The organism is Enterococcus sp. AAFC-DPL-5182, assembly GCF_058216605.1.
On sequence record NZ_CM177101.1, the window covers coordinates 2,609,392 to 2,633,810 of the forward strand.

General features: G+C 33.2%; 24 protein-coding genes. All 24 read right to left on the minus strand.

Going from position 1 to position 24,419, the window contains the following annotated elements; genetic code table 11:
* Positions 1 to 61: 61 nt before the first annotated feature.
* On the minus strand, positions 62 to 742 hold the full coding sequence (locus tag AC4BB7_RS12160; RefSeq protein WP_086313772.1) for an amino acid ABC transporter permease: 681 nt from the start codon (positions 740 to 742) through the stop codon (positions 62 to 64).
* Positions 743 to 1,588, minus strand: a complete 846-nt coding sequence (locus tag AC4BB7_RS12165) for a transporter substrate-binding domain-containing protein (RefSeq protein WP_490483203.1) — start codon at positions 1,586 to 1,588, stop codon at positions 743 to 745. It abuts the gene before it with no gap.
* 9 nt (positions 1,589 to 1,597) lie between these two features.
* On the minus strand, positions 1,598 to 3,058 hold the full coding sequence (locus AC4BB7_RS12170) for an amidase (protein ID WP_490483204.1): 1,461 nt from the start codon (positions 3,056 to 3,058) through the stop codon (positions 1,598 to 1,600).
* Positions 3,059 to 3,236: 178 nt separating this feature from the next.
* Positions 3,237 to 7,535, minus strand: coding sequence for a MucBP domain-containing protein (locus AC4BB7_RS12175; protein WP_490483205.1), 4,299 nt, complete (start codon positions 7,533 to 7,535; stop codon positions 3,237 to 3,239).
* A gap of 72 nt (positions 7,536 to 7,607) precedes the next feature.
* Entirely contained in the window at positions 7,608 to 8,651 is a 1,044-nt protein-coding gene (locus AC4BB7_RS12180; protein WP_490483206.1) for a WxLIP family cell surface protein, read from the minus strand.
* A 116-nt stretch (positions 8,652 to 8,767) separates the two neighbouring features.
* Positions 8,768 to 9,499: a WxL domain-containing protein gene (locus AC4BB7_RS12185; RefSeq protein ID WP_490483207.1), complete on the minus strand. Its 732-nt coding sequence runs from the start codon at positions 9,497 to 9,499 to the stop codon at positions 8,768 to 8,770.
* A gap of 89 nt (positions 9,500 to 9,588) precedes the next feature.
* Entirely contained in the window at positions 9,589 to 9,813 is a 225-nt protein-coding gene (locus AC4BB7_RS12190) for a hypothetical protein (RefSeq protein ID WP_490483208.1), read from the minus strand.
* A 9-nt stretch (positions 9,814 to 9,822) separates the two neighbouring features.
* On the minus strand, positions 9,823 to 10,140 hold the full coding sequence (locus AC4BB7_RS12195) for a hypothetical protein (RefSeq protein WP_490485150.1): 318 nt from the start codon (positions 10,138 to 10,140) through the stop codon (positions 9,823 to 9,825).
* Between the two features lie 2 nt (positions 10,141 to 10,142).
* The gene (locus tag AC4BB7_RS12200; protein WP_490483209.1) at positions 10,143 to 11,249 is read right to left on the minus strand and encodes a WxLIP family cell surface protein; all 1,107 of its coding nucleotides are present in this window, start codon (positions 11,247 to 11,249) and stop codon (positions 10,143 to 10,145) included.
* Positions 11,250 to 11,285: 36 nt separating this feature from the next.
* Positions 11,286 to 11,939 (minus strand): hypothetical protein, encoded by a 654-nt coding sequence (locus tag AC4BB7_RS12205; RefSeq protein WP_490483210.1) that lies wholly within the window; start codon positions 11,937 to 11,939, stop codon positions 11,286 to 11,288.
* Between the two features lie 82 nt (positions 11,940 to 12,021).
* Complete coding sequence (locus AC4BB7_RS12210) at positions 12,022 to 12,768, minus strand: winged helix-turn-helix domain-containing protein (RefSeq protein WP_490483211.1); 747 nt, start codon at positions 12,766 to 12,768, stop codon at positions 12,022 to 12,024.
* A gap of 270 nt (positions 12,769 to 13,038) precedes the next feature.
* Entirely contained in the window at positions 13,039 to 14,130 is a 1,092-nt protein-coding gene (locus tag AC4BB7_RS12215; RefSeq protein ID WP_490483212.1) for a tyrosine-type recombinase/integrase, read from the minus strand.
* A gap of 750 nt (positions 14,131 to 14,880) precedes the next feature.
* Positions 14,881 to 15,186, minus strand: coding sequence for a GNAT family N-acetyltransferase (locus AC4BB7_RS12220; protein WP_490485151.1), 306 nt, complete (start codon positions 15,184 to 15,186; stop codon positions 14,881 to 14,883).
* 164 nt (positions 15,187 to 15,350) lie between these two features.
* Positions 15,351 to 15,515: a hypothetical protein gene (locus tag AC4BB7_RS12225; protein WP_490483213.1), complete on the minus strand. Its 165-nt coding sequence runs from the start codon at positions 15,513 to 15,515 to the stop codon at positions 15,351 to 15,353.
* 262 nt (positions 15,516 to 15,777) lie between these two features.
* Positions 15,778 to 16,182, minus strand: coding sequence for a GFA family protein (locus AC4BB7_RS12230; RefSeq protein ID WP_490483214.1), 405 nt, complete (start codon positions 16,180 to 16,182; stop codon positions 15,778 to 15,780).
* A gap of 163 nt (positions 16,183 to 16,345) precedes the next feature.
* Positions 16,346 to 16,498, minus strand: coding sequence for a hypothetical protein (locus tag AC4BB7_RS12235; RefSeq protein WP_490483215.1), 153 nt, complete (start codon positions 16,496 to 16,498; stop codon positions 16,346 to 16,348).
* Positions 16,499 to 16,520: 22 nt separating this feature from the next.
* Positions 16,521 to 16,799: a hypothetical protein gene (locus AC4BB7_RS12240; RefSeq protein ID WP_490483216.1), complete on the minus strand. Its 279-nt coding sequence runs from the start codon at positions 16,797 to 16,799 to the stop codon at positions 16,521 to 16,523.
* A gap of 200 nt (positions 16,800 to 16,999) precedes the next feature.
* A complete protein-coding gene (locus tag AC4BB7_RS12245) occupies positions 17,000 to 20,095 on the minus strand; it encodes a MucBP domain-containing protein (protein ID WP_490483217.1) in 3,096 nt (1,031 codons plus the stop codon).
* Positions 20,082 to 21,122: a DUF916 domain-containing protein gene (locus AC4BB7_RS12250; protein ID WP_490483218.1), complete on the minus strand. Its 1,041-nt coding sequence runs from the start codon at positions 21,120 to 21,122 to the stop codon at positions 20,082 to 20,084. Before AC4BB7_RS12250 ends, AC4BB7_RS12245 begins: the two co-directional genes overlap by 14 nt.
* A gap of 142 nt (positions 21,123 to 21,264) precedes the next feature.
* Positions 21,265 to 21,990 carry a WxL domain-containing protein gene (locus AC4BB7_RS12255; protein ID WP_490483219.1) on the minus strand — a complete coding sequence of 242 codons (726 nt, stop codon included), beginning with the start codon at positions 21,988 to 21,990 and terminating at the stop codon, positions 21,265 to 21,267.
* 69 nt (positions 21,991 to 22,059) lie between these two features.
* On the minus strand, positions 22,060 to 22,284 hold the full coding sequence (locus AC4BB7_RS12260; RefSeq protein WP_490483220.1) for a hypothetical protein: 225 nt from the start codon (positions 22,282 to 22,284) through the stop codon (positions 22,060 to 22,062).
* Between the two features lie 16 nt (positions 22,285 to 22,300).
* A complete protein-coding gene (locus AC4BB7_RS12265; protein WP_490483221.1) occupies positions 22,301 to 22,609 on the minus strand; it encodes a hypothetical protein in 309 nt (102 codons plus the stop codon).
* Between the two features lie 5 nt (positions 22,610 to 22,614).
* Positions 22,615 to 23,691: a WxLIP family cell surface protein gene (locus AC4BB7_RS12270; RefSeq protein WP_490483222.1), complete on the minus strand. Its 1,077-nt coding sequence runs from the start codon at positions 23,689 to 23,691 to the stop codon at positions 22,615 to 22,617.
* Between the two features lie 25 nt (positions 23,692 to 23,716).
* Entirely contained in the window at positions 23,717 to 24,376 is a 660-nt protein-coding gene (locus AC4BB7_RS12275; protein WP_490483223.1) for a hypothetical protein, read from the minus strand.
* Positions 24,377 to 24,419: the final 43 nt, after the last annotated feature.

Sequence of the window (24,419 nt, forward strand, 5' to 3'; positions counted from 1 at the left end):
GACGATAAAATAAAAACTGTATAAGCAGCCTTAAGATACTCGGCTACTTACACAGAATCATTTACACTTTCACTTCAGGCTTGTTTTTATAACGATTAGCATAATGTTGCTCTAACCACCCTTGCCCCCAACCGATTGCCACACAAAGCAGCCAATAAATCACTGCCACTAATATATACATCGTCATATAGTCAAACGTTCTCCCTCCGACGATTTTGGCTTTTTGAAAAATATCGGGAATGGTAATCATCGCAGCTAACGATGTTCCCTTTAGCAGATCCATTGCAACATTCCCTAGTGCTGGGATCGAAATCCGAAACGCTTGCGGCAAAATAATTTTACGCATCACTTTCCCAAACGGTAATCCTAAGGCATAAGCTGCATCCCACTGCCCTGCTTCAACGCCTGCGATTGAACCTCGATAAATTTCAGCAATAAAAGCGCTACTCGTCAAGCTAAAACAAATACAGGCTGCAGTCAACGCACTTAATTGATACGGCAAACCAAAATACAAAAGAAACAACAACACCAAACCAGGAACGCCTCGTAAAAAAGAAATATAAAAACGCACAAATCCTTTGATTACTTTTGAAGGCAACATCCCTAAGACAGTCAAAAGAATGCCTAAAACATTCCCCATCAAAAACGTCACCAAGCTGATGCCTAATGTATACGGCAAACCAGTCAAAAGAAAGGGAATAGAATCAATCATTAACTGAAAATCGATTTTTGGTATATACATCTATTCTGCTGAAACACTTTCTGTCACTTTTTCTTTTGGTTCAACTGAAACATCTGTTTGGAAATACTTCTCAGAGATTTTTTTCATTGCCCCATCGTTTTGCATTTCTTTTAGTGTTTCGTCAATTTTTTTACTTAATGCCTTGCTTTCTTTTTTCATTAAAAATCCAGTGAAGTTTGCATTAAAATAGACACCTTCTAAAATTTTCACTGGAATATCCGGCAGTGCACCTACTGACATTTTTTGTAAATAATAATCATTTAAAATAACATCTGTCCGACCATTCGCTACATCAGTCAAATATTGATCGTTTGTCGCATTATCATAAGTTACCAATTTTGCGCCATATTTTTCAGCGATTTTCATATAATTTGTATTTGGCTCACCAGCTGCTTTCTTTCCTTTTAAATCTTCAAGAGAAGCAATCCCAGAGTCATCACTTTTTCTGACGATCATACTGTCAAAAGAATACTTGATCGGCGAAGATAAGATAAACTTTTTCCCTCTATCTCCCAATAAACCTAAATCATTCGCTGCTAAATCTGATTCACCTTTATCTACAGACGTAATCTGACCATCGACATTGTATTCTTTAAATTCAACATCAAGGTCTAATCGTTTGGCAACTTCTGTGATGACATCCACATCATAACCCGTTAATTCATTTTTATCATTATAATAAGAGGATGGGAACAGGGTTCCTGATGTAGCAACCGTTAATTTCTTCACTTCTTCGACTTTTTTCCAACTGTTATCTTTTCCAGCTGTCTCGTCTTTTTTCCCGCCACACGCCACTAACACTAAAATCAATACAACAATACTAAAACTAGCAAATACTTTCTTCATTTGAACCTCCTATGATTCACGATAATAGTTTGGTAATAAGAATTTTTGTTCTTGTTCGAATAACTTGCCGACTTGAAAAAGGATGTCTTCTCTCCCTTTTGACGACATAAATTGAATGCCTAACGGTAACCCTGATTCTGCTACATGAGTAGGTAAACTGATTGCTGGTTGTCCCGTTAGATTTGCAAGTTGAGTAAAGGGGGTGATCGTCAAACTTTTTTCAAACATATCATAGATTAAATCTTTTAATTGTAAAGTCGATAACGAATCTGCTTGTGCTAAATCTTTACGAATTTGATCACTTTGTAACTCCGCATCTATTTTAGGTGCAGTATCCGCTGTGGTTGGCGTTAACAATACATCATATTCTTCAAATAATTGCTCCATTTTATACGCCGCTTGGTCCCACAGTTGCAGAGATCTTGTATAATGACTCGCAGCTATCTGTACCCCATATTGGTAAATGCCCCAAGTCATTAATTCCATATCTGTTTTAGTAACAGGTCGCTGAATGACTTGTTGAATCCCTTCAAACATGGCAGCTGTTTCTGCTCCATTCATCAAATAATAGCTGTCGATCAATTGACGACCATTTACTGGATATGGAATTTCTGTCACTTCATGTCCTTGTTGCGATAAAAACTTCGCAGCATTGTGCGTTGCTTTTATCGCCTCTGTTGAAACAGGTGTTCCAACTGGGGACTCTGTTAAAAAAGCAATCTTCAAGACTTTTTTATCTGCTGCTGATTGATGTTCCCACTCCGCTTTTGGTGCTTGATACGGTGCTGCTTTTTCTGTTCCACGTAAATGATAAAATAGCGTTTCCGTATCGCGCATCGAAACAGTCAACGCAAAATCGATTGAAGCCCCTTGCCAACCACGCCAGCCATCAGGTCCAACTGGCATACTGCCGCGTGTTGGTTTTAGTCCGATCAAACCGCTGAACGATGCAGGAATCCGAATCGAACCGCCGCCATCACTTGCTCCAGCAATCGGAAACAAACCACTAGCAACCGCCGCTGCCGCACCGCCACTAGAACCACCAGGCGAATACTCAAGATTCCACGGATTTCTAGCGGGGCCATAAATCGTTGGATCGGAAATATTTTTAAACCCAAACTCAGGCGCATTGGTTTTCCCTAATGGAATCAAGCCTAATCGCTCTAAGCCTTTTACAAAATTATCCGTAGAACTAGCACGATTTTCTGTGAATAAACGAGAACCAGACGTTGATTTCATGCCTGCTTTATCTTGTCCTAACATCTTCAAAGGAATAGGCAAGCCAAAAAAAGGACCAGTTTCTGCTCCTTTTGTTTCGTATTGTTTTTTCGCTGATTCAACATCCCAATCCACAAATGCATTTAGTTCAGGATTTAGCTTTTTTACTCGTTGCGCTCGCTCATCGATCCATTCTGTTACGCTTAGTTTTTTCTCGCGAAATTGTGTTGCGTAGTACAAGCCGTCTTTCATGATCATCCCCCTTATAAACCGATGATTTTATTATACAGGTTTATGGAAGATTTTTAAGTTATTTTGCTTAGCTAGTTTTCATAGTACGTTTACCTAATAAAAGAGTTCAACTAAAATCTCAAACTATTAAAAATCCGCCCTACATTAATTCTTTCGGGCGGAACTTTTCACATTTCTATTAAGGTGTTTGCTCAACTTGCCATAAAATCGTCGCTCGATAGCTACCTGTTTGTAAAACTTTTCCAGAAGGAACTTCTAACAATAAGCCGGTTTCATTTTTATCCCACTCATTACTAACGTTATACTGTCCTTTGGATTCATGTGTTCTTTTCGCTATTGACTGTGTTGTATTTTCAGATAAGATCACTGTTTCGGTATCACTTACCTTGTAGCGAATCGCTGAAGGTAGAATTTTGCTTGAATCTTCTTGGCTCGTTAATGGTTTTTTTAATGTTGCTGTTAAATTCCATGCACTACCATTTTTGCGATTATCCCAAATAATTAATGGTTTGTCATACTTCGCTTTTTCTACTTTTATAAATGGTATTCCTAAAGACTTACGTCCAAAATTCAGAAAATCCGGGGAAGATTGTATATACAGCATACCTTTAAATTGATATTGCACGGTACTTTCTTCACTTAAAACAGGAATTTGTGTTTCATTATCTGGCTTTTTCACCAATTGATAATTTTTCGCCTGAATCGTTTCAAGTGCTTTTTGAACTTCTTTTTCTTTTGTTAGATCAATCGTTGCACCAACCGTTTTATCAAACGTAATTTTATCATGTAAAGACTCTCCTGCTTCATCTACAAACTCAACATTGACTTTCTGATTGAGATTTTTAATATCTATCGTAATTGTCTTTTTAATTGTTTCTGTATCTCTGGTCGCTTTAATCGTTGCTTTATAACTTCCTGGTGCAGGATTCGAAGGGAGTGTCGTTGATTCAACAGACAGTTTGATTTTATCAGTTGAAGCAGTTTCTGTATCCCAAGCAATTGCTTCTGATTTTTTTAAAATCAAATCATCCCGTTCATTCTCATTCAGATCTTGAAAAATTCCTCCGCTACTGCTAAAGTCATTTGCTAACAGATAAAGCCCATTAGTTGGGGGAGTTCCATCTATTACTTGTATCGGCACTTTGATTAACGTCGTCTTTTCTGGCTGGTTCGTATCTGTCATGCGCACAGTCACACTTGTTATTCCAGTAACAGAAGTGTCCGGCATCTCGCCTTCGTATTTATATGAAGGCTTATGACCTGGTAATATAACTGCATCTCGCACTAATTCGGATGCTTTTTTATTAAAGCTATCTCCCTTTTGAATAATTTGAGGAACTGGTTTTGCTCCAAGATTGTACACTTTGATTTTTACTGAATAGTCTTGCGAAGGTAAGCCGTTATAGTTCCCCTTCGTCTCATTAATCGCTAATAATCCAGTATCATAACTTTTTATTGTACCTGGTTCTTCATTCAGTTGCTTTGGTAATTCAGCTCTTGGAATTGTCAATTTACCATCAAATTCCTTCTTACCATTCGCAGTAAACGGCGTTGTGACTTCTTTCCCATTAGGATATACCGCATAGACAGTCCCATGATCGCCAACAGCGGGAATCTCACTCAATTTATACTTTGTATCCACGTCCATGTTGTGGTCTTCATAAACTGTAAAGACCTCCGGATTCGCTTTCATCTGCATATAAGGAATTTCATCACCAACAAAAATCTCATACCCAGTTTCTAGTGCCTCATTAGGCGCAATATCTTTCCATGGTGCTCCTAATTGATAAGCCGTATCTTTATCCTTTAAAATTACAGCATCTTTATCATAGTTCATACTCTCAGTGGTATCTAACTTAAAATCATTCCCAAAGGAACTAGAAAACGTGTCCCACTGGGGTAGCACCGAATATTTTGTATAATCAGACAACCAACTTCCGTTAAAATCTTTTAATTTAATTGAGAGTCTAGAACCTTCCTGTGGCTCCATATAAAAACCGCTATTATTTTCCAAAGCATATATAGGTACATTATCTGAATAATACTCTGTATCTACACTCTCTATCATTGCAAATTTCTTTTTGGTATTAGATAGATTATACATGTTTAAACGAATACTAAAATTCAAATTTTTATTTAAAGATAAATCATAGACATACACTATACTCTTTTTTTTATCTATTAAAATTTGCTTCAGTTTATTTCCTTTTCGTAGATAATAACTCTTAGTCATTTCTGGAAGAAATTCATCTGCGCCTAGACCAAACCGTGTATCCCATTCATCACCATATAAAACTGTATTATTCACTCCTGGTATATTTGATACTCGCCCTGTACCACTACCACTATAAGAAAATACATAACCAGTATTATTTTTATCTAGGATCATAAAGCCATACTCAGATGTTTCATTTGGCTCCTTAACAGGATTAATTCCCCTTTTCATGAAGCCCATCTTCGATTCATTTAGTGGATTAACAATAACTCCATTAGTAGAATTCAGAGGAAGACTTATCCATCCATCTAAATCACTATCTTCAAATATTGGTATAGTCAAAATATAGATATTAAATTTATATATCAGTTGGACATTATTTAGTGTAATATTTGCTATTACTTCTACCGAACCTGTGCTGAGATCATTAATTGTTGTTTGGGTAATCTGAACGTCTAGTCTTTCTCCTGAAGTTAATTCCCAAGCTTTTGGCGATAAGCCTTTTGTTAATATTTGATTGATTTCTTCAACCGTTTTATTCTTAAATTCATTTGCCATAAATGGTCTATTCGTTTCAAAACTCAGCCCTGCTTTTGATTGTACAATAAAGATTTCTTCGTCCGCTATCACGTTAACCGGTATCGGAATAACTGTTGATATTTCTGGATTAACCTTATCTGTCATTTTAATATAGGCCCACTGAAATCCAGCTTGACTAGTATCCAACACATTACTAGCTGGCTTGCCCTCTTCATCCTTAACCCATTCATAATAGGCAGTATCAGAAGAACTACTTGTTAAGGATTGATATTTTGAGAATACATTGTTAGCATCCTCCCCCATATCGAACTCTTCATCTATCTTCACTTTAACATAATGTGGTGATTTCAAATCCGCACCAAAAACTAAAAAATTTCGATTAGTGGTCCCAACTTCTCCGTTTAATTCTACTGTGATTGTTCCCGTGTAAGTTCCCACTGAATTATTGGGCATAGTCGTTTTAGTAAAAGAAGCCGGAATCATTTCCCCTGTATTCATATTCCATGCACTTAAATGTACTTTCGATTGGACGGCCTCAAGTAACTCATCTTTACTTTTTCCTTTTGTCTCATTCGGATAAAAAACAGTGGTTGCCTTAGCATTGACTATTACTTTGTTTTTTAACAAAGCAGTAGTATCTTCATTCATCACATTTAATGGAACTTTGATAATCGTGGAGACGTTTTCCATGGTTATTTCAGACATTTTTACATATATCCATTTAAAGCCCACAGTGGTAGTATCCACTTCCGTCAAATTACCAGTTTCATCAACAATTTCGTAATCTGCGTTATCAAATTGCTGACCATTAACTGTTTGAAACTTATTACCTGATTGAAGTAGATTGTTAAACAAGTCAAATTCAGTATTTTGTACAGTCGTAAAAGGCTGGAAATTAGCTCCGAAGACGACAACGTTTTTTTGAATAGAAGCTTTCTGCTCCTCTGCACCATGACCCATAGTGATTTCAAAATCAGCTTTGTACGTCCCGACAGAAGTTGTTGAAATGGTCGTTTTGATTACCTCAGTCGAAACCTCTACACCAGTTTCTGTATTCCAAGCACGTACCTTTGACTTCTCCTTTACTAACTGTTGCAACTGTTCTTCCGTCTTATTTTTTGTTTCTTCTGGATATAAGAGAACTTTGCCCTCTGCATGGTCTATTTGAAGGGCAACTTGATTTGTTAATAAGAAGGATGTTCCTATATCTGTTACTGTTACGGGTATAGGTACCAGAACGCTGGTTTGACTATAATTTTCGGTCACCTTTACGTAAATCATTTGAAATCCTACCTGCTCACTATCTGGATTAGCTGGTAAACCTTTAGCATCCACATATTCATACTCCACCCCAAATTCGGGTTTAGGTATGACTTGTTTCGAAAATAGCAACTTACGACCTTCTTCAGTATAAAGATCAGGAAGATAATCATATTGTGCTATTTTCAACACTTTTGGAGTTATTTTCAACCCTGATTCATTTTCTATTGGATCAAGTACCCTTCCTAAATCATTTGCTTGCGTTTCTGTTTGTAGCGATTTCTTTAACGGTGAGACTGAATGTTGATCTCTTTTGTCAAATTCCGATTTTTCTACACTGTTTTCTACCTTAGCGAGCAGAGGAGTTGTTTTAGCAAATAAAATAGTAACAGAAAAAAAACTAAATACAGTTAGACCTACGAGTCCCCAGAGCCTTTTAACGTTCTTTTTTTTGTAATTCACGTTCTTCTCCTTTCTTTCTTATTTTGTTTCTTTTAAATATTCTCTCATCGCAACACCTCCTTTACATTAGTGTCACTTATGCGTCTTTTTATACCTTATTCGTCTATAAATTACTATTAAAATAAAGATTCCTAAGCCTAAAATGAAAAAAAATACTATGAAAAGAGATTCACTAAGCGGTCTCTTTTCTTCATGCTGTACATGAAGTGTGTTCGCTTCTAATGTATTGATCGTAAAATCTTCAGTCCAAGACCAACTACCAGTATTTTTAGAGGAGACATTAATCTGAGCGGTATACTTTCCTGCTGTAAGCCCTTTATCTGCTAAATCAATTGGAAAATTAATGATTGAATTTGGTGCCATTCGCAGTTTTTCTTTACGATACACAAACAAATCTTTCTGCTTATCAGCTTTTCTTACCTGAACTTCAATACTCATATCTTCAATATATATTGGATGGATATTAGAAATATTCGCAAACAAATGACTTTTTCCGTCTGTAAATGCTATGTATAGTTTGTTTAGTTTTAATTCTGGTTTTATTTTACTGACGTCTCCTACTCTTAATAAGACGCCAATTAAAAAAGCAAACTCATTGATAACAGTATCTTTCTTATTTTGATTGTCTACATTATTATCGTTAATCGGTTTTAATTGAATGCCACCAGCAATCAAACTATCAGAAGTATCTTTTGGTAAAGTAATTAAAATTTCTATTGTTTTACTACTGTTTGCAGGAATAACAACTTTTTTTGGTCCTTTGGCTATCTTTACGAAATCATGTGCTAAGGATGAATCTGAGTCTAGATTATTTGGACCGTACTCCACTTTACCAATGCTATTCGTTTTGGCTGTATTGAGTTCTATTTGAATCGTTAATGCTTTAGATAGTGAATTGTACAATTTAAGAGCAATTGTTTGTTCCTGTCCTGGCTCCATTTTTAGATCAAAGTAACCTAACTCCTTATTTTTTTGGTTTTCGGGATATAACACCTCATATGATAATCCATTAATTAAATTAACTGAATCTTGATCAGCAAAACTTTTTACTGGGTTAAAGAAAATTCCAAACCCAATTAATATTAATGCAAATAAATAAAAAGGATTTTTTTTCATTTAATGTGCTACCTTTCTTCAATAAATACATAAATTTAGTCATTTTTCTGTGAACAATTTATAACAGTAACTATCGACCAACCTACTTAAAAATTTTTCTTTTTATTATTTTATTTTTAGTATGTGTTATCTAAACTCCAGTTGACACTACCTTGGAATGCTTTACCAGCAGCGCCTGTACCTGTAGTAACAGTCAATTTTGTATCTGTTATTTTTGTAGCAAAACCACCTTTAACAGCATCTGCTTTTGTTTTGGCAATGATATTCGTTCCAGTTGTATTTCCAGCTTCTAAAGTTACATCTTTGCCAACAACAATGTTGTTAGGGTCCGCAAGAGCCCCTAGGTTTCCTTCAATTGGATTTGGTAAATAGTCATTTGTATCTGGATCAACTTCACCAATATCATAAGATTGAGGAGCGCCTAAAGTAAACGTTAGTTTTGATGGTAATTCTTTAGTAGCATCATCTTTAGAAACTAGTTTAGACATAGTAGCTGTAACTTTCCAAGCAGAGGTTGTTTCAGCTCTTGTTCCACCCTCTGTTGGTGGTTCAGCATCCGTTCCTGTTCTGTCATCATTTACAACAACATATTGATCTCCAACTACAGTATTGCTGTATGTAGCAATATTCGCTGTTGCTGATTGACGACCAAAATCAAATTTAGTTGGCGTATAAACCAATGCTAAGTTATCTTTAAAAGGTCCTTCACCAGGTTTTACAGGACCATCAGCATCAAAACGAATTCCTACATCTGTTTGCTCATTTCCAATTTCTTCTGCATTCGCAGGCTTTGCAAAAATCAGCAATGCTGATGAAGCAAGTAATGTTGTAAATAGTATTTTTTTCAAAATTTAATCACCTTTCTTATTTAACCTAAATAAAATTGGTGACAGCTACTGTTATAAATTGTTCACAGAATAATACATTTCTAGTGTTCCTACCCTATTAATCTTATTTGATCTTTTAGTAAAATAAACAAATAGATAATTAACGATAAACTCACAATAGATAATGCTAATAAACTAAAATTAAACACTAAATCTTTTCTTTTTTTCCTTAATTTTCTGACTAAAAATACATCTCTAGAAAGTGTTCCTAAAAAAAGTAACAACGAAATGGTTGCAGTGCCTCCTAATATATAAACCCATAAATAATCTTTCATATTCTCCTCCTATATATTTATGTCATAAACTTTCCTTAAGCTTATAACACCTAAAAATATGATTAAGCAGGTAACGCCTAGTAATAACAATATAAAAGAAGTCATCATTTGTCCTAAATGAGGCAGAGCTCCGTTTACTGTAAGATCATTGATTGGCTTTGTTTCATAGATAGGCGGATCTGTTTTTTCTTGTTCAACAAACTGGTCGAATGTAATCCCAGCTTCTGTTTTTTCTTGATCGGCAAAAACGACGATTACTTGACTAAATAAAACGAAAAGAGTACATATTCCCATAAGTATCGGCCAAATAAAGTAAGGCTTTTTCATCATTACTTATCCTCTTTTTTATCTTTCTTTTTATTTTTATTTTTTTCCTGTGACTTCCTTTTTTTTCGTTTAGCAATTTTGATTTTCTTCCATTGTTTCTCCCAATTTTTTCTTCTAAGAAGTATTACAAAGCTACTCAAAGCTACAAGCGTTATTAAGACAATTGTTGTTATTTTGATCCAATTTGGTGTTACAATTTTAAATGCCGTTTCTTCATTCATTTTTTTGGCTTGTTGATTAGTGATCGTGAAATCCTTACTTAATTGCCATTCTTGGTAATCATTAGAAGCATCCAAACGTAACGTGTAGGTCCCCGTTGGTAAGGCAGCAATACCCCAATCTATCTCAAAATCAAAAATACTATTTGGTGCCATCGAGTAATTCTCTACTAATTTTCTTTTAACCGTTTCATTTGATCCTTTTTTGGTCATAGTTGCTACAATTTTTAAATTTTCTAATACTTTTGGTTCAGGATTCTGTAAATTAGCTAACACCATTTTTTTCCCACGCTTGATTGATGCTTTTACTGAATTTAATTTTAGTGTTTGAGCATTATTAAATTCATCTCCTGTTTGTGACGTAATCAATCCAACTCGATAGGAAAATTCTGTTGAAACAGCGCTTTTTGTCTCTTCTTTTTGATCTAAAGCAAAAACTAAAGCACCCATTTTTATGCCATCATAACTATTTTTAGGTGGTGTCAACTGGATTTTCACTGTCTTCTCTTCATAATTACCAACAGTAACACTCGCCATTGGGATTTTAATCATGGATGTTACAGGTTCCTTTAAGGTCTTATCGTAATAAGCTTTATCATCACTATATTCGATCGTCCCTCCATCACCTGTAATTGCATTTGTTCCATATATTTTTATTCGAACATTCTCTTTCTTAGTACTTTTGATTCTTACTTCTAATGTTTGAACTTCTCCTGGAGTAGTTTTTACATAAAAATAGCTTTTAGTTAAATCTATCTGGGTGTTCGGCTGCACAAGAGTTACTGTGTAGCCTAAATTGTCCTTTCCACTTGCTGCACTCACTCGATCTGAAAAAAAAAATATTGAAAAGACACAAATCAATGTAGTATATAGTATATTCATTTTTTTCATGAATAAATTTCCTCCTAATTATTCTTAACTCTCTTCTCACTTAATCATTTGCACGCTAATTTCAACATACCATTCATTTTTCTGGTCTTTTTTTATAGTATCTACTAAACAATAACCTTTATTTTCAAAGTCTTCTGCCCAATAATCTAAAAATTTTCTAGTATATTTTTCTGCTTCTTCTTTTGTTTGAAATCCTTCTTCTTTTTTTACCAATTCATTTTCTTCATACGATTCATCTTTCTCTTCGTGCAAATAATTTGTAACAACATAAATAACATAAATGATCACTAGTGAAAAAATAAATAATAGTAAAAACAGTGGCCAAACAATCATTTTAAGAAGCGCTAAAGCATTGATTCCAATAATGATTAAGAACAACATTATTAGATACTTTGATGCTCTTTGATCACTCACCGATTGCTTGCTCTTGATATAAAATGTTAAAATAAGAAGTAAATTTAAGGTCATTAACACAAATGAAACAAATAAGTATAGTAATAAATCTTCCAAGTAGTAATTCACCATAAATATTAGCTGAATAAGTAGCTTGGCTTGTTTATCAATGTAGAATACACTCTCTTCATAAAATCTTGAGAAAAGAATAAAATTAATGACCCACCCAATTAAAAGTAGAATTTCGCAGAAATAATACACTTTATATTTTTCATAATATTTCTTTTTGTTTTTCACAAATATTTCCATCCATTTCTTTACATAATCACTCCGGCTCCACAAATTGTGCATTCTTAAATAGTATCAATAAACATGTCTTTTATAAGAGCATTTCATTAGTATTTTCGATAAACTGTTCCTCATTTTCTGAACATCTGAGAATATATCCTTTTGTTCGAACAATTTCTATTTCAAAATAAGTTTGTTCTTTAAGCTTATTTCTAATACCAAAAATAAAATTTGCTACTCTATACTTTCCAACTGTTCTACCTTCGGAATCACCATAGACTTCTTTATTAATCTCATTATAAGTAACGACATTGCCTATATTTCTATATAATAACGCAATGATTTTGAATTCTTTTCTTGTCAATGGTATGCTTTTATTGTGAACAACGAAGCTTAGTTTAGATGGATCTAGAAAAATTTCCTTCTTATTTTTTTTAAATTCTGTTTTATTTAACAAATATCGTTTATAATTGAGTGCATTTTTTATTGCAATGCTTAACATTTCAACACCGTGACTTGATTGAAAAACTTCTATTACTGAATTCTTACTTAAATGAGGATACAATTTGATTAACTCTGATTCTTCATCTTCACAAAGAATCCAGATAAATAAGGAATGATCTTCTTGCAGGTTAATCAACCATTGAAACACTTCTATAGAAGCAGATGATTGTTCCAAATTAATAATCAAACCATCTAACGAACCAATTTGCTTTTTTTCTGTGATTTCAATCAATGTGTAACTGAGATCGCTAAGAGTACCTTTAATCGAGAGATCAATATTATTTTTTTGCTCAATGTTCGTTCCGATATGTAATATACCAATTATATCTTGCATATACTCGTCCCTCCCATTCTGATTTTTTTATATTTACTTCTTGTTTTATTAACAAATATGAAAAACTTCTTTAAGCTATTGATATCAGTACTTAAAGGACTATCTGACGGCAAAATTGACGGCGTAAATTATATTAATCTTTATATTCTTCATTACACTATTCAACTAAAAAAATAAGTCCCTACCTTTTTCATAAAACCATCGTTATTTGAAAATCACAAAAAAATCTATCTATTTCCAAAACTTGTATTTTTTTGAAAAGTAGATAGACTAACTTATTAATTTAATTGCTTTTCTTTTTTCTGACATAAAGGAACTTAAATAAGTATCTAAGGTCATTTTAGGCGAATGATGCCCTAATAAAGCGCTAATGGTCGCTATGTTTACCCCTTTTTCAAGACATCTAGTAGCAAAACTATGTCTAAGTTGATGAAAGTGAATATTGGTAAATTTCATACTTTGACATATTTTTTTCAACCAAATAGATATCAATCGTGGTTCCGCTGGTTTTGTTCCCCCCAATACATAGCTACCATTATTTTTTAGTTTCTGTTTAATTAAAAGCTTGCTTAAATTTTTAGAAAGCGGTATGGTCCGTTTAGAAGAAAAGCTTTTAGGTGTCCCTTCAATAACTTTCGTTTTTTTATTCCTATCATTGTTCATTTGAATTCTTTGTACTGTGCGTTCTACAGTAATAATGTTTGATGAAAAGTTGATATCTTCCCATTTTAATCCAGAAATTTCTCCAATTCTCATTCCAGTTTCCAAAGCGATTAAGATTGCTAAGCCTTTAGCATGTGTAGCAGCTTGTTTTTTTAATTGCTTTTGTTCATATGAAGTAAGTGCACTAACCTTATTAATTGTTTTTTTAGGCAAAACGACATATTTACACGGATTTTCTTTGATGAGACCTCTCTTTACTGCCCCAATGAAGCAAGATGTCAAAACTTGATGAACAATACGGACAGAGTTGGGCGATAAATCATTCTCTATTTTTTTTATCCAGTCATTCAAAATCGGTGTTGTGATGGATTGTAATAGAATATCTCCTAAAAATGGTAGAACATGTTTTGTCATCTTATTCGTATAACCAGCGAAAGTACTTGGTTTTAAATGTGCTTGTGCTTCATTCAGCCAACAAGTCACCCAATCATTAAGTGTCCCTTTATAGATGATTGTTTTAAATGTATAGTTATTCGAATACAGCGCTTTCATATTCATTAATTTTTCTTTTAAATCTAGGTACTTCTTATTGTAGATATAACCATATATAGCACTTCCATTCTCCTTTCTTCCCTTTATATATCTCCCTTCCCAACGACCATCTTTTCTTTTATAAATATTTTCTCCTTTTCTAACCATGAACATTTCCTCCCTTATTTTGACGGCGATTTGACGGCGTATAAATACCACTTCATAATACCAATAAATAACTAAATACAAAAGAAAATAGATTGATTTAAAAAATACAAAATAAAAAAAATGTTGACAACACGATAATTAGAGTATATTATTGGTTATATCAAATAAGTGTTTTTCATTTTTTACCAAAATTACTTATTTGTTAATATAACAAGAAATAAATTTTAAAAAACATTTAAATTATAAATTATAAATAAAATCATTTGATTTTATTTTTTTTAAAACAAAAAATATATGCGCTATCAAACGGATATAACGAAAGTTATAATAACTAAATGGATTTTGTTTCTATGGTTTATTTCTTTAAATAAAAAATTATTTTTTTTGTATAATTATCCATTCCTGTCTAATGTAGTTGCTTCCTATCTTAGTACTTGTGTTTCATTCTTTTTTATCAAACAACGTATACTCATTCAACTAATTCATTGAGATCAATAAGGAATCATCTATTATCAACATGAAATAGCCTTTCTTTCATCGATAAAATAGAGTATACCATGCTTGTAGTTTCACTTATTATCGTAATCGAACAGCCACTAAAAAGTATCTTCTGTTGTTCTTAGTATATAAAAAAGCTTGAGAAATCTTTCTCAAGCTTTTTAACAGTTCTAGTTTATCTTAGTTCAGCAACTGATTACTCATACGTTTCATTCAAATACTCAAAAGATCAAGATAACTCTTTCTTCATAATTAAATCAATCTGTTCATCCTCTCCCATATAAAAGAATGCCCGCCTATCTGGGTAAAGCCCATCTTATGATAAAATTTCATCACAGCAAAGTTACACTCCCAAACACCTAACCAAATAGAAAACTTGTTTAACTCTTTCGCTCGTTCTATCGCTTTATTATAAAGCATCTTACCAAGACCCAGTCTCTTAAAATTCAAATCGATATAAATCCGTTTGATTTCAAGTGCATCGTTCTCATTTTTTTCAGTTTGCGCATCATCACTATTTATCTTTAAGTATGCAGCAAGTCCTTTATTGAAATAAATTCAGACTCTTTATTTTGAAACCCATCCATCAATTTTTCATCCGTGTGGGCTTGATAAATATATTGTTTTTACGCTTCGCTAAGGTATCAGTAAATGTTTGGATACTTAATACTTTAAACGTTACTAGATATTCTACATTGTTTATTTTGATTTCTAGTCTTACATCACTCAATCAAAATAAACAGTAAACAAACTACTAGACCCAAAGCAACAACAGCAAAATTGATTAATTGTTGCTTCGTTCCGCCAATAAAATCTGGCTTCTCATCTTTATAACTTGGATTTACAGACTTTATATTGTAATCTACAAGTACTACTGAAAAAAACATCTGAGGGAATCATGAAAACAAGCATGATGCCGTAGATAATCGCTGTGATAGCGAAAATTGATAATTTGATCCATATACTTGCAATTGCGCCTAGTATTAAAGGAATTACAATATAAAGGAAGCAAATAAGTAATTGATTTTTTAAGCTTTTGTTTTTCATCTCTGAACCATCTCCTACTGTCTACTTAAATTGTTTTTAAGGGTATTAAAAAGAGTTCAGGTTTTGTTCCTAAACTCTTTTTTATTCTATTTCAACAGTTCTTTATTGAAAATCTACTTCATTTTTCTTGATTGTATTATTTGAAAATTCATAGTAACACGGTTTATTATCATAAAATATTTCTTCAATCAACTTAATATTTTCTTCAGGCAAATCAGAAATGATTGCTGGCGGTACAAAATATTCGTTTGAAGATTTAAATCGATAGAATAAGCTCGTCCCACATTTATTGCAAAAAGCGCGTTCTCCTACCGTAGAAGAATCTAAAATAGATAGGCCATCTGTATCCGTTAAATGAAGACTTTCTCCTGCTTCTAAACTGGCAAAACCTGTAGAACCAGTCAGTTTTCTACACATGGAACAGTGACAAATCGTTAAATCCAAATTTTTTAAGTTCAGTTCAAATTGGACAGCTCCACAAAAACATGCCCCTTTATAACAATCCATATTCTCACGCTCCTTTAATCTAAATTTTAGATGATAGGTTTGAGTTTGACTAGCGAACAGAAAATTAAATTCAATTGAATCTGTTGTTTCTCACTTCTTTTTGCAATTCATCACATGCCACAATGCCATGTCTTAGATAGAGCAATTCTGATAACTCTCTTATTTACTTTTTTGTATACGGACGAACATTCCAACCAATGATCGTTCCATCCTCAAAAAGAAACTGAATCTCTTGAGAAACGTAAGTTCCTTTTGTTCCACGTAATGTAGGTTCTTGAATTACTGTCCCTAAATCTTTTGGTAAACCAAACTTCACTAATTTTTTTATGTCTAAGATATCAACTTTTCTGTCGAAAACGTTTGAATTCTTTCTTGCATAGTAGCCGCTTATTACAAGATGATCCTTGCTTAAAATAAGGAATAGGCAAGCCAAAAAAAGGACCAGTTTCTGCTCCTTTTGTTTCGTATTGTTTTTTCGCTGATTCAGCATCCCAATCCACAACTGCATTTAGTTCAGGATTTAGCTTTTTTACTTGTTGCACTCGCTCATCGATCCATTCTGTTACACTCAGTTTTTTCTCGCGAAATTGTGTTGCGTAGTACAAACCGTCTTTCATGATCATTCCCCTTATAAACCGATAAACTTATTATACAGGTTCATAAGAGATTTTTAGGTTATTTTGCTTATAGTCAGACTAGTCTTACTGATGACTTCTTTTTAAAGAATACGAGCGTTAAAACTGCACATAACGAATGCAATTTTAACGCTCATATCAGATTTTCTCAATATTTTAGTAAAGAATAACTTAAACAAGCTTTACGGCGTATCTCCTACTTGCCATAAAATCGTTGCTCGATACCCTCCAGGCTGAATAACTTTTCCAGTCGGGACTTCTAGTTGGAAACCACTTTTTCCTGCTTTCCACTCATTACTTACATTATATTTATTGGAACCATTACTTGTTTTCTTAGCCAATTCTACTGCATTTCCAGTTAAAAGGGGGAGAGTATCCGTTTCGCTTCTTTTATACTTAATTGCATCAGGCAGCGTATAATTGGGATCTGTTACACTTGTCAGCGGCTTTTCTAATGTCGCACTGATTGTCCAAGAATTACTTTTTTTACGATTATCCCAAATGATTAGCGACTGATCAAAATGTGCTTTTTCCACCCTAATAAATCGATGCCCTTTTCTTAAGGTCTGAAGCCCAAAACTAAGGATATTCGGTTTGGAATAAACAAATAAAGTTCCTTCAAACTGATAGGTTACCGTTGATTCTTTCTCTTGAATTTTGACAGCATTTTCAGGCTCTGGAGTTTGTTTTATTTGATAGTTTTTTCCTACGAGATCTTTGAGGACCTTTTGTACATTTGATTCTTGCGTTAAGTTTAGCTTAGTCCCGATAATTCCTTCAAAGGTGATTGGCTCATGTAAAGCTTCATCTGTCTCATCTACAAATTTAACGGTAACTTTTTGTTTTTGTACTTTCGTGGTAATCTGAATGGTACTATTAGGATTGCTTTCAGCATTGTCCATAATTACTTTGTAAATAATTCCTTTAGAATATGGAATTGATATATTCGGATCCGCTTTGCCTTCATAGTATAGCTTATTTGATACAGCATCTCTTATTGTAAATATGTGTCCTTCCAGGAGTTTCTTGGGCTTATCAACCTCACTAAGTGCTGCACCTGATTTATAAACTTTTGCTCCTAGCTCAAATTTAGAGCGCTCGGATGGATCAAATGGCTTAATTTCAGTCAAATGCTCATTATAGATTTTCACTTCTGGAGATATCAGTTGAAGATAACGATCCCTAGCATTGTAAACAAAACTATCTTTTGTAAGCCCATTTTTTGGTGAAATAAATGCAGGTAAACTATTCGTATTATACGTTAGTTCTGTTTCACTAACATTAAATGAGTCTATCACCGTTGAGAAAGTAGGAAGTTGACCAAAAAAAATATTTTTTGATACATTAAATACAGTCAACTTCTTTAAATTATTTAATTCGTCTGGCAAGGTTCCTTCTAGCTTGTTATCTGATAAATCAAGAATCATTAATTCAGATAGGCGACCCATTTCTTTAGGAATTGTTCCTACCAATCCACTATTCTGAGCGGATTTTCCTGTCAAAGACAGTTCATTTAGATTGATTAATCCACTAATGGATCTCGGTATGTACTGATTTCCCGATATATTCGTTAAATTAATTTTTGTAATTTTCACAAGATCACTGAAATACATGTTTACATCAATTTTTTTTGGTGATAGTTGCTTATTTAGTTCATTAATTATCCATGACTGATTTTCAAAAAAACTTGATGTTACAAGATCATCTACAACGTTCACTTTTATAGTATACGATTTCGTAATTGAAGGTATTTTACTACTTGAAACTTTTACAGCAATCGATTCTGTTCCCACTTTTGTAAATCGTTTTTCAGGGCTATCTAAACTTAGTTTAACTTGATCGTCAGGTATATTACTCACTGGGTCTTTTAATACCTTTGTCAAATCCAAATCGTCTGTTGAACTATTTAAAGAAACTCTTTGATCTACTGCTGTTGCTGATAGTATGACAGGAACAATACTATTGATTGTTGACTTTTTGGACGTACTCTCAAGACCATCTTTTTTATAATAATTGTAGGCAGTTATAGGAAAAACAAATGCATTTTTTGACGCATCATAAGCAGATGATAATTTTGACTTATCATATTCAGAACTTGAATAAATAAATTTAAGCGAATTATTTTTCAAACTACTCAAAACAGAAGTTGGAATATCTACTTTAAATTTATTCTCACTAATTTTAGTATAAGATAACAACTTAGTAATATCTTTATCATCTTTATCTTTGACTACAAAATTATTTGAATCGAAATTAGTAAAATATTTCTTTTCATCCTCAAAGTAAATTGAAAAAACATCTGGGTAAAACGGGTCCATTGCTTCAATGACATCTTGATACACTTCATACTCACTCATAAATTTACCATCTTTTGTCGTACTATCAGTACCATCGGGAGCTAGATAATACGGCAAATGTGGTAAAGAGTAAGAATTATCAAAAAATGTTTGAGACGCTTTCCAGCTAGCTCTGATACCAACAATAGTAGGAACGTTGTTATCTGTAATAACTATTGTTGGAACAGCCTGGAGAACGGTCCCATACTCATCTGGTGGCTCAGAATTAAAGTCTGAGGCACTTGGAGATACAATGAGTTTTTGCTTCGTAGCTGTTTTGTCAAATTCATCTAAACCGATTGATATAGTACTAGTTTTTAAATTTAAATTTCTATATCTAATATATACATGCTCCAAATTATCTAAATTATAGTATATTTTCCTCCACGTTACAGCCTTACCCCAATCGGGAATATCCTTAATCGGAATTTCTAACAAAATATCTTTAACAGGTTCTTTTGTATCATCATAAACTAATTGATATTTAATAGTTTCAGCCGAATCTGTGTAAATTTGCTCCATACGCATTCCCCACGAATCAGTAAGATACGCCTGAAAACCTCCATTTAGGTAAAACGGACGCAATAAAGTTATAGATAAAGTTAACTTTCTACCATTATATACCCCTACATTTGTGTACAGAATAACAGTACCTTTTACATATGGTTTCCTATTAGCCCATCCAAATCCTACAAAATTTGCCCCATTCAAAGTAACATCCTGTAGAATTGTTTCGGAATTACCATTATAAATAGGTCGAATTACTGGTTTATCAGCTCTCCAGGGCTTAGGATTGTCGGCTTTCCCATCAGCAAAAACACCTGTGTATACATCAGAAACAGTTACAGCATAAGAGACATCTGAGTTTGACAAAACTATAAAAAGTAAGCTAACAGAAATATACAAAACAAACTTTATTATTAGCCTCCTATTTATTTTCATTTTTTTTCCTCCTTTTTATGATATACATCCATAAAATTAAAATGAACAGTACTATTGTCCCGCCAATCATGCTCAATAATACGTAGTTAAAACCAACCTCTTTCTCCTTTAGCCGCTCATTAAAATGCTCTACCTCTGATTCGCTCAACGTAAACTCTTGCTCCCAATTCCAAGAACCACCATCTCTGGTTTTAATAGTAGCCTCCATTACGTATTTGCCTACTTCAGTTAATTTATCTTTTATATCAATGGGTAAATTTATTTGCGTATTAGGTGCCATTCTCATACCAGTATTTCTTAACTCAAACTTCGTTTCTCCGTTTTGTTTGCTCTTTACTTCAATATCAACACTCATATCCTCTACAAACACAGGTCTAACGTTTGAAAAATTTAAGATCAACTGATGGAAATCCATTTCATTATCTACATTAATTGAATTAAATAACAATTCACTTTTAGTTTCTATTGTACGTTCTTCACTTAGCAACATTCCAACAAGAAAAGCAAATTTATTTGTAACAACACTTTCATCTACATCTTTATCTACATTTGATTTATCCACTGGCATGATTTGAATGCCTCCAGCAATGTATCCCTTGAATCGCTCCTTTGGCGGGCGAACCATTATACTGATAGTTTTACTGCTTTTCGGTTCGATCGTAATCTTATCCGGTCCGGTAACAATTTCTGCGAAATCGTAAAGTAATGATTGATCTTTCATCAAATTATTTGGACCATATTCAATAACACCGTTACTATTAGTTTTCGCACTATTGTACTTTAATGCTAAAGCCATTGACTTAGACGATACATTATTCAATTTTAACTGGACTATTTCAGATTTTTCTGGCTCAACTAATAAATCATAATAGCCTATATCCTTGTTTTTTTGATTTTTTGGCATGATTACTTCATAGGAGAAATCATTTAAGTTTATTTGATGAGTTGATTCTGCTTGTCCAACAATAGGACTCATCATCAATGTTATATACATTAAAATCAAAAAGCACAGTTTGCCTATTCTCATATTTATCCATCTCTCATTTTTTTGATTCAAATGCAACTCTATGTTTTACTAATTTCTGACTTTTGTGAACAACTTACAACAATAACTGTGAACTATTTATCTACGTTTTTCTAATTATTCTATTTAAAATCCATAATTTTTCTTAATATGTGTTGTTTAAGCTCCAAGATAATGTAGCTGAATAAGATTTTCCAGCTGCTTCTTTAGATGCTGTTACTTTTAGTTTTTGGTCTGTAATCTCTGTTGCAAAACCGCCTTTTAATGGATTGGCTTCTTTTTTGCCTAAGATAGTGACACTTGACTTAGCATCAGCATCCAAGGTTACAGTTTGGGCACTACCGTCTCCAAGTACGATAGAAGGATCAACTGGATTAAAAGCAGTTAATACACCAGATGCGGTAGGATCTTGCGGCGTATAATCATTTAGAGTTTCATCTATAGTTGTCCCGATATCATATTTTTGAACATTACCAAGATTAAAACTTAATGTTGCATTCAGGCCTGTATCATCTCCTGTAGTTTTAAATTCTGATAAAGTTGCACTCGCTTTCCAAGCAGAAACAGAACCATCTTTATCCGGTGTTCTATCATCATTAACAACAAAGTATTGTTTATTATCAGTTGAAGCTGCATTATAGGTTGCAACGTTTCCAGTTGCTTTTTGCTTACCAAAATCAAATCTTGATGGTACCCAAGCAATGGCTAAATTATCTTTAAATGGGCCTTCCCCTGGTTTATTATCACCATTCGTATCAAAACTAATCCCCAAATCTGTTGTATCATTTGAAACCTCATCAGCATTTGCTGGAACAGCAAATAAAGCAACTGCTGCTGATGCTACTAACATAGTTAAAAGAACCTTTTTCATTTCCCATCACCTTTCGTTAAATGTAGATAAATAGTGACAGTTATTGTTGTAAGTTGTTCGCATAACGCTTTATTCTAATAATTTGATTTGATCTTTTAGTAATATAAACAAATAAATGATCAGCGCTAAACTAGCTAACGTCAGAAATAGCAAACAAAAGTTCAGTACTAAATTGGTCTTCTTCAACTTTAATTTTCTAGTTAAAAACACATCTCGTGAAAAAGTAATTAAAAAATAAATCAGTGTTACAGAGGAAATACCCCCAAGAATATATATCCATAAATAATCAGTCATAGTTTACTCCCATACATTATATATAATAAATTTTCCTAAACAGTACGATGCCACAAAAGGCAACTAAACAAGAGACACCCGTCAATAAGAGAATAAATGAGGTGAGCATTTGTCCTAAATGAGGCAAATACCCGCTTTTTCCTTTTGTAGATGGAAGCTCATGATTTGACTTTTTAGGAGGTTTTTTTTTCGTTGACTCCACTATAGGTGACTCAAAAGTGATTCCCACATCGTTTTGTCTTGTACCATCCACTGCCCACACTACTTGAGTAAAATAAAGAAGTAACATAGCGAGCAAGCCAAAAGCAAGCAACACTTTTTTCATACTCCTCACCTTTTTTCTCGTTTATTTTTTTTCTTTTTCTTCCTATTTGCTATTCTTAATTTCCTCCATCTTTTTTCCCATTTTCTTCTTCTTAAAAATAGAATAATAATTAAGACAATACTGATTAGTAGAAAGAAACTACTTGTGATTTTTAGCCAAGTTGGCGTAATGATTTTAAAGGCACTTTCCTCATTGATTTTTTGTGCTTCTTGATTTGTAATCGTAAAATCTTTAGTTAAATCCCAGCTTTCATTATAATTTTTTGCCTTTAGACTTAACGTATAAGATCCTGAAGGTAAATTACTCACGCCCCAGTCAAGTTCAAAGTCAAGAAAACTGTTGGGCGCTAATTTATAATTTTGAACCGTTTTTTGTTTGATTACTTCATTGGATCCTTTTTTTGTCATGGTTGCAACAATATTTAGATCTTCTAACGTTTTAGGTTCAGGGTTTTGTAAATGAGCTAAGACCATTTTTTTCCCACGCGTCATAGAAGCTTTTACAGAATTTAACTTTAACGTTTTACCATTGTTGAATTCATCTCCATTTTCTGCAGTGATCAGCCCAATCTTGTAAGAAAATTCTGTCGAAACCCCTTGCTTTTTCTTCTCACTTTCTAATTGAAAAACGATGGCACCCATTTTAATACCAGAATACTTATCTTTTGCTGGTGTCACCTGAATTTTGACTGTTTTTTCTTCAAAATTCCCAATCGTAATCTCGGGCGTATCAATCTTCACTAAGTCAGTTAGCGGTTGTTGAAGTGATTCATCTTTAGTCGATAAATCATCAGTATATTCAATCGTGCCATTATTCCCAGTGTATGCATTGACTGCATAGACATGTAGTCGGACTTCTTCTTTCTTTGTACTTTGCACTCGGACTTCTAATGTTTGCATTTCGCTTGGTGTTGTTTTTATATAAAAATAACTCTTTTCACTATCCAGCTGTGTTTTAGGCTGGACAGGTGAAACCGTAAAACCTAATGTGTTATCCTCTTTGGCAACTACTGTATTGCTGGGAATCATTAATGTCATAAGACAGCTTATTACGATAAATAAACTATAAATTCTTTTTTTCAAAAAAATTCTCCTATCTAGAATGAATTTAATCATTCTTTTTTTTTATATAAATAGCAATCTTATATGTGCCATTTCCTTCTTGTTTTATTTCTTCTACTACCTGAAAGTCTCTATCATTAAAATACGACGCCCAATATTCATAAAACTCTCGTACACTCTTTCTGGCTTCTTCTTCTGTATGAAACGTACTCGCCTCTTTGATACAGTCACCATCTTTATATTTTATTTGTGAATCTTCATAAAGAAATTTAGTTATAGCATATGTGATATAGACAACTGTGAAAGAGGCAATAAAAATGGCAAAAAAATAGGGCCAAGAAATTGTACATAGTAATACCCCAGACGCAATGATAATGAAACACAGATATATAAATAGAAAATATTTTGTTTTTTTCTGAATATCCTCTTGTTTTTTATTTTTGAAATAGAAGAAAAAAAGAAGATACAAACTGACAAGCATCAAAATAAAATAGATGAATGTATACATTAATAATTCTGGAAGATAAAAATTCGATATAAATATTAACTTAATGAGGTACCTTGCATTATCATCTACCCAATAGATCATTTTTTCATAAAAAGACCCAAAAAAAGTGAAATAAATAATCCACCCAACGAATAGAATTCCACTACCATAGTAGTAGAGTCGATACTTTTGAAAATAGTCATAGCTTTTCTTACTCACATTGTTTACCTTCCATTTCCTGTATATAATCGTTCTTTGTCTC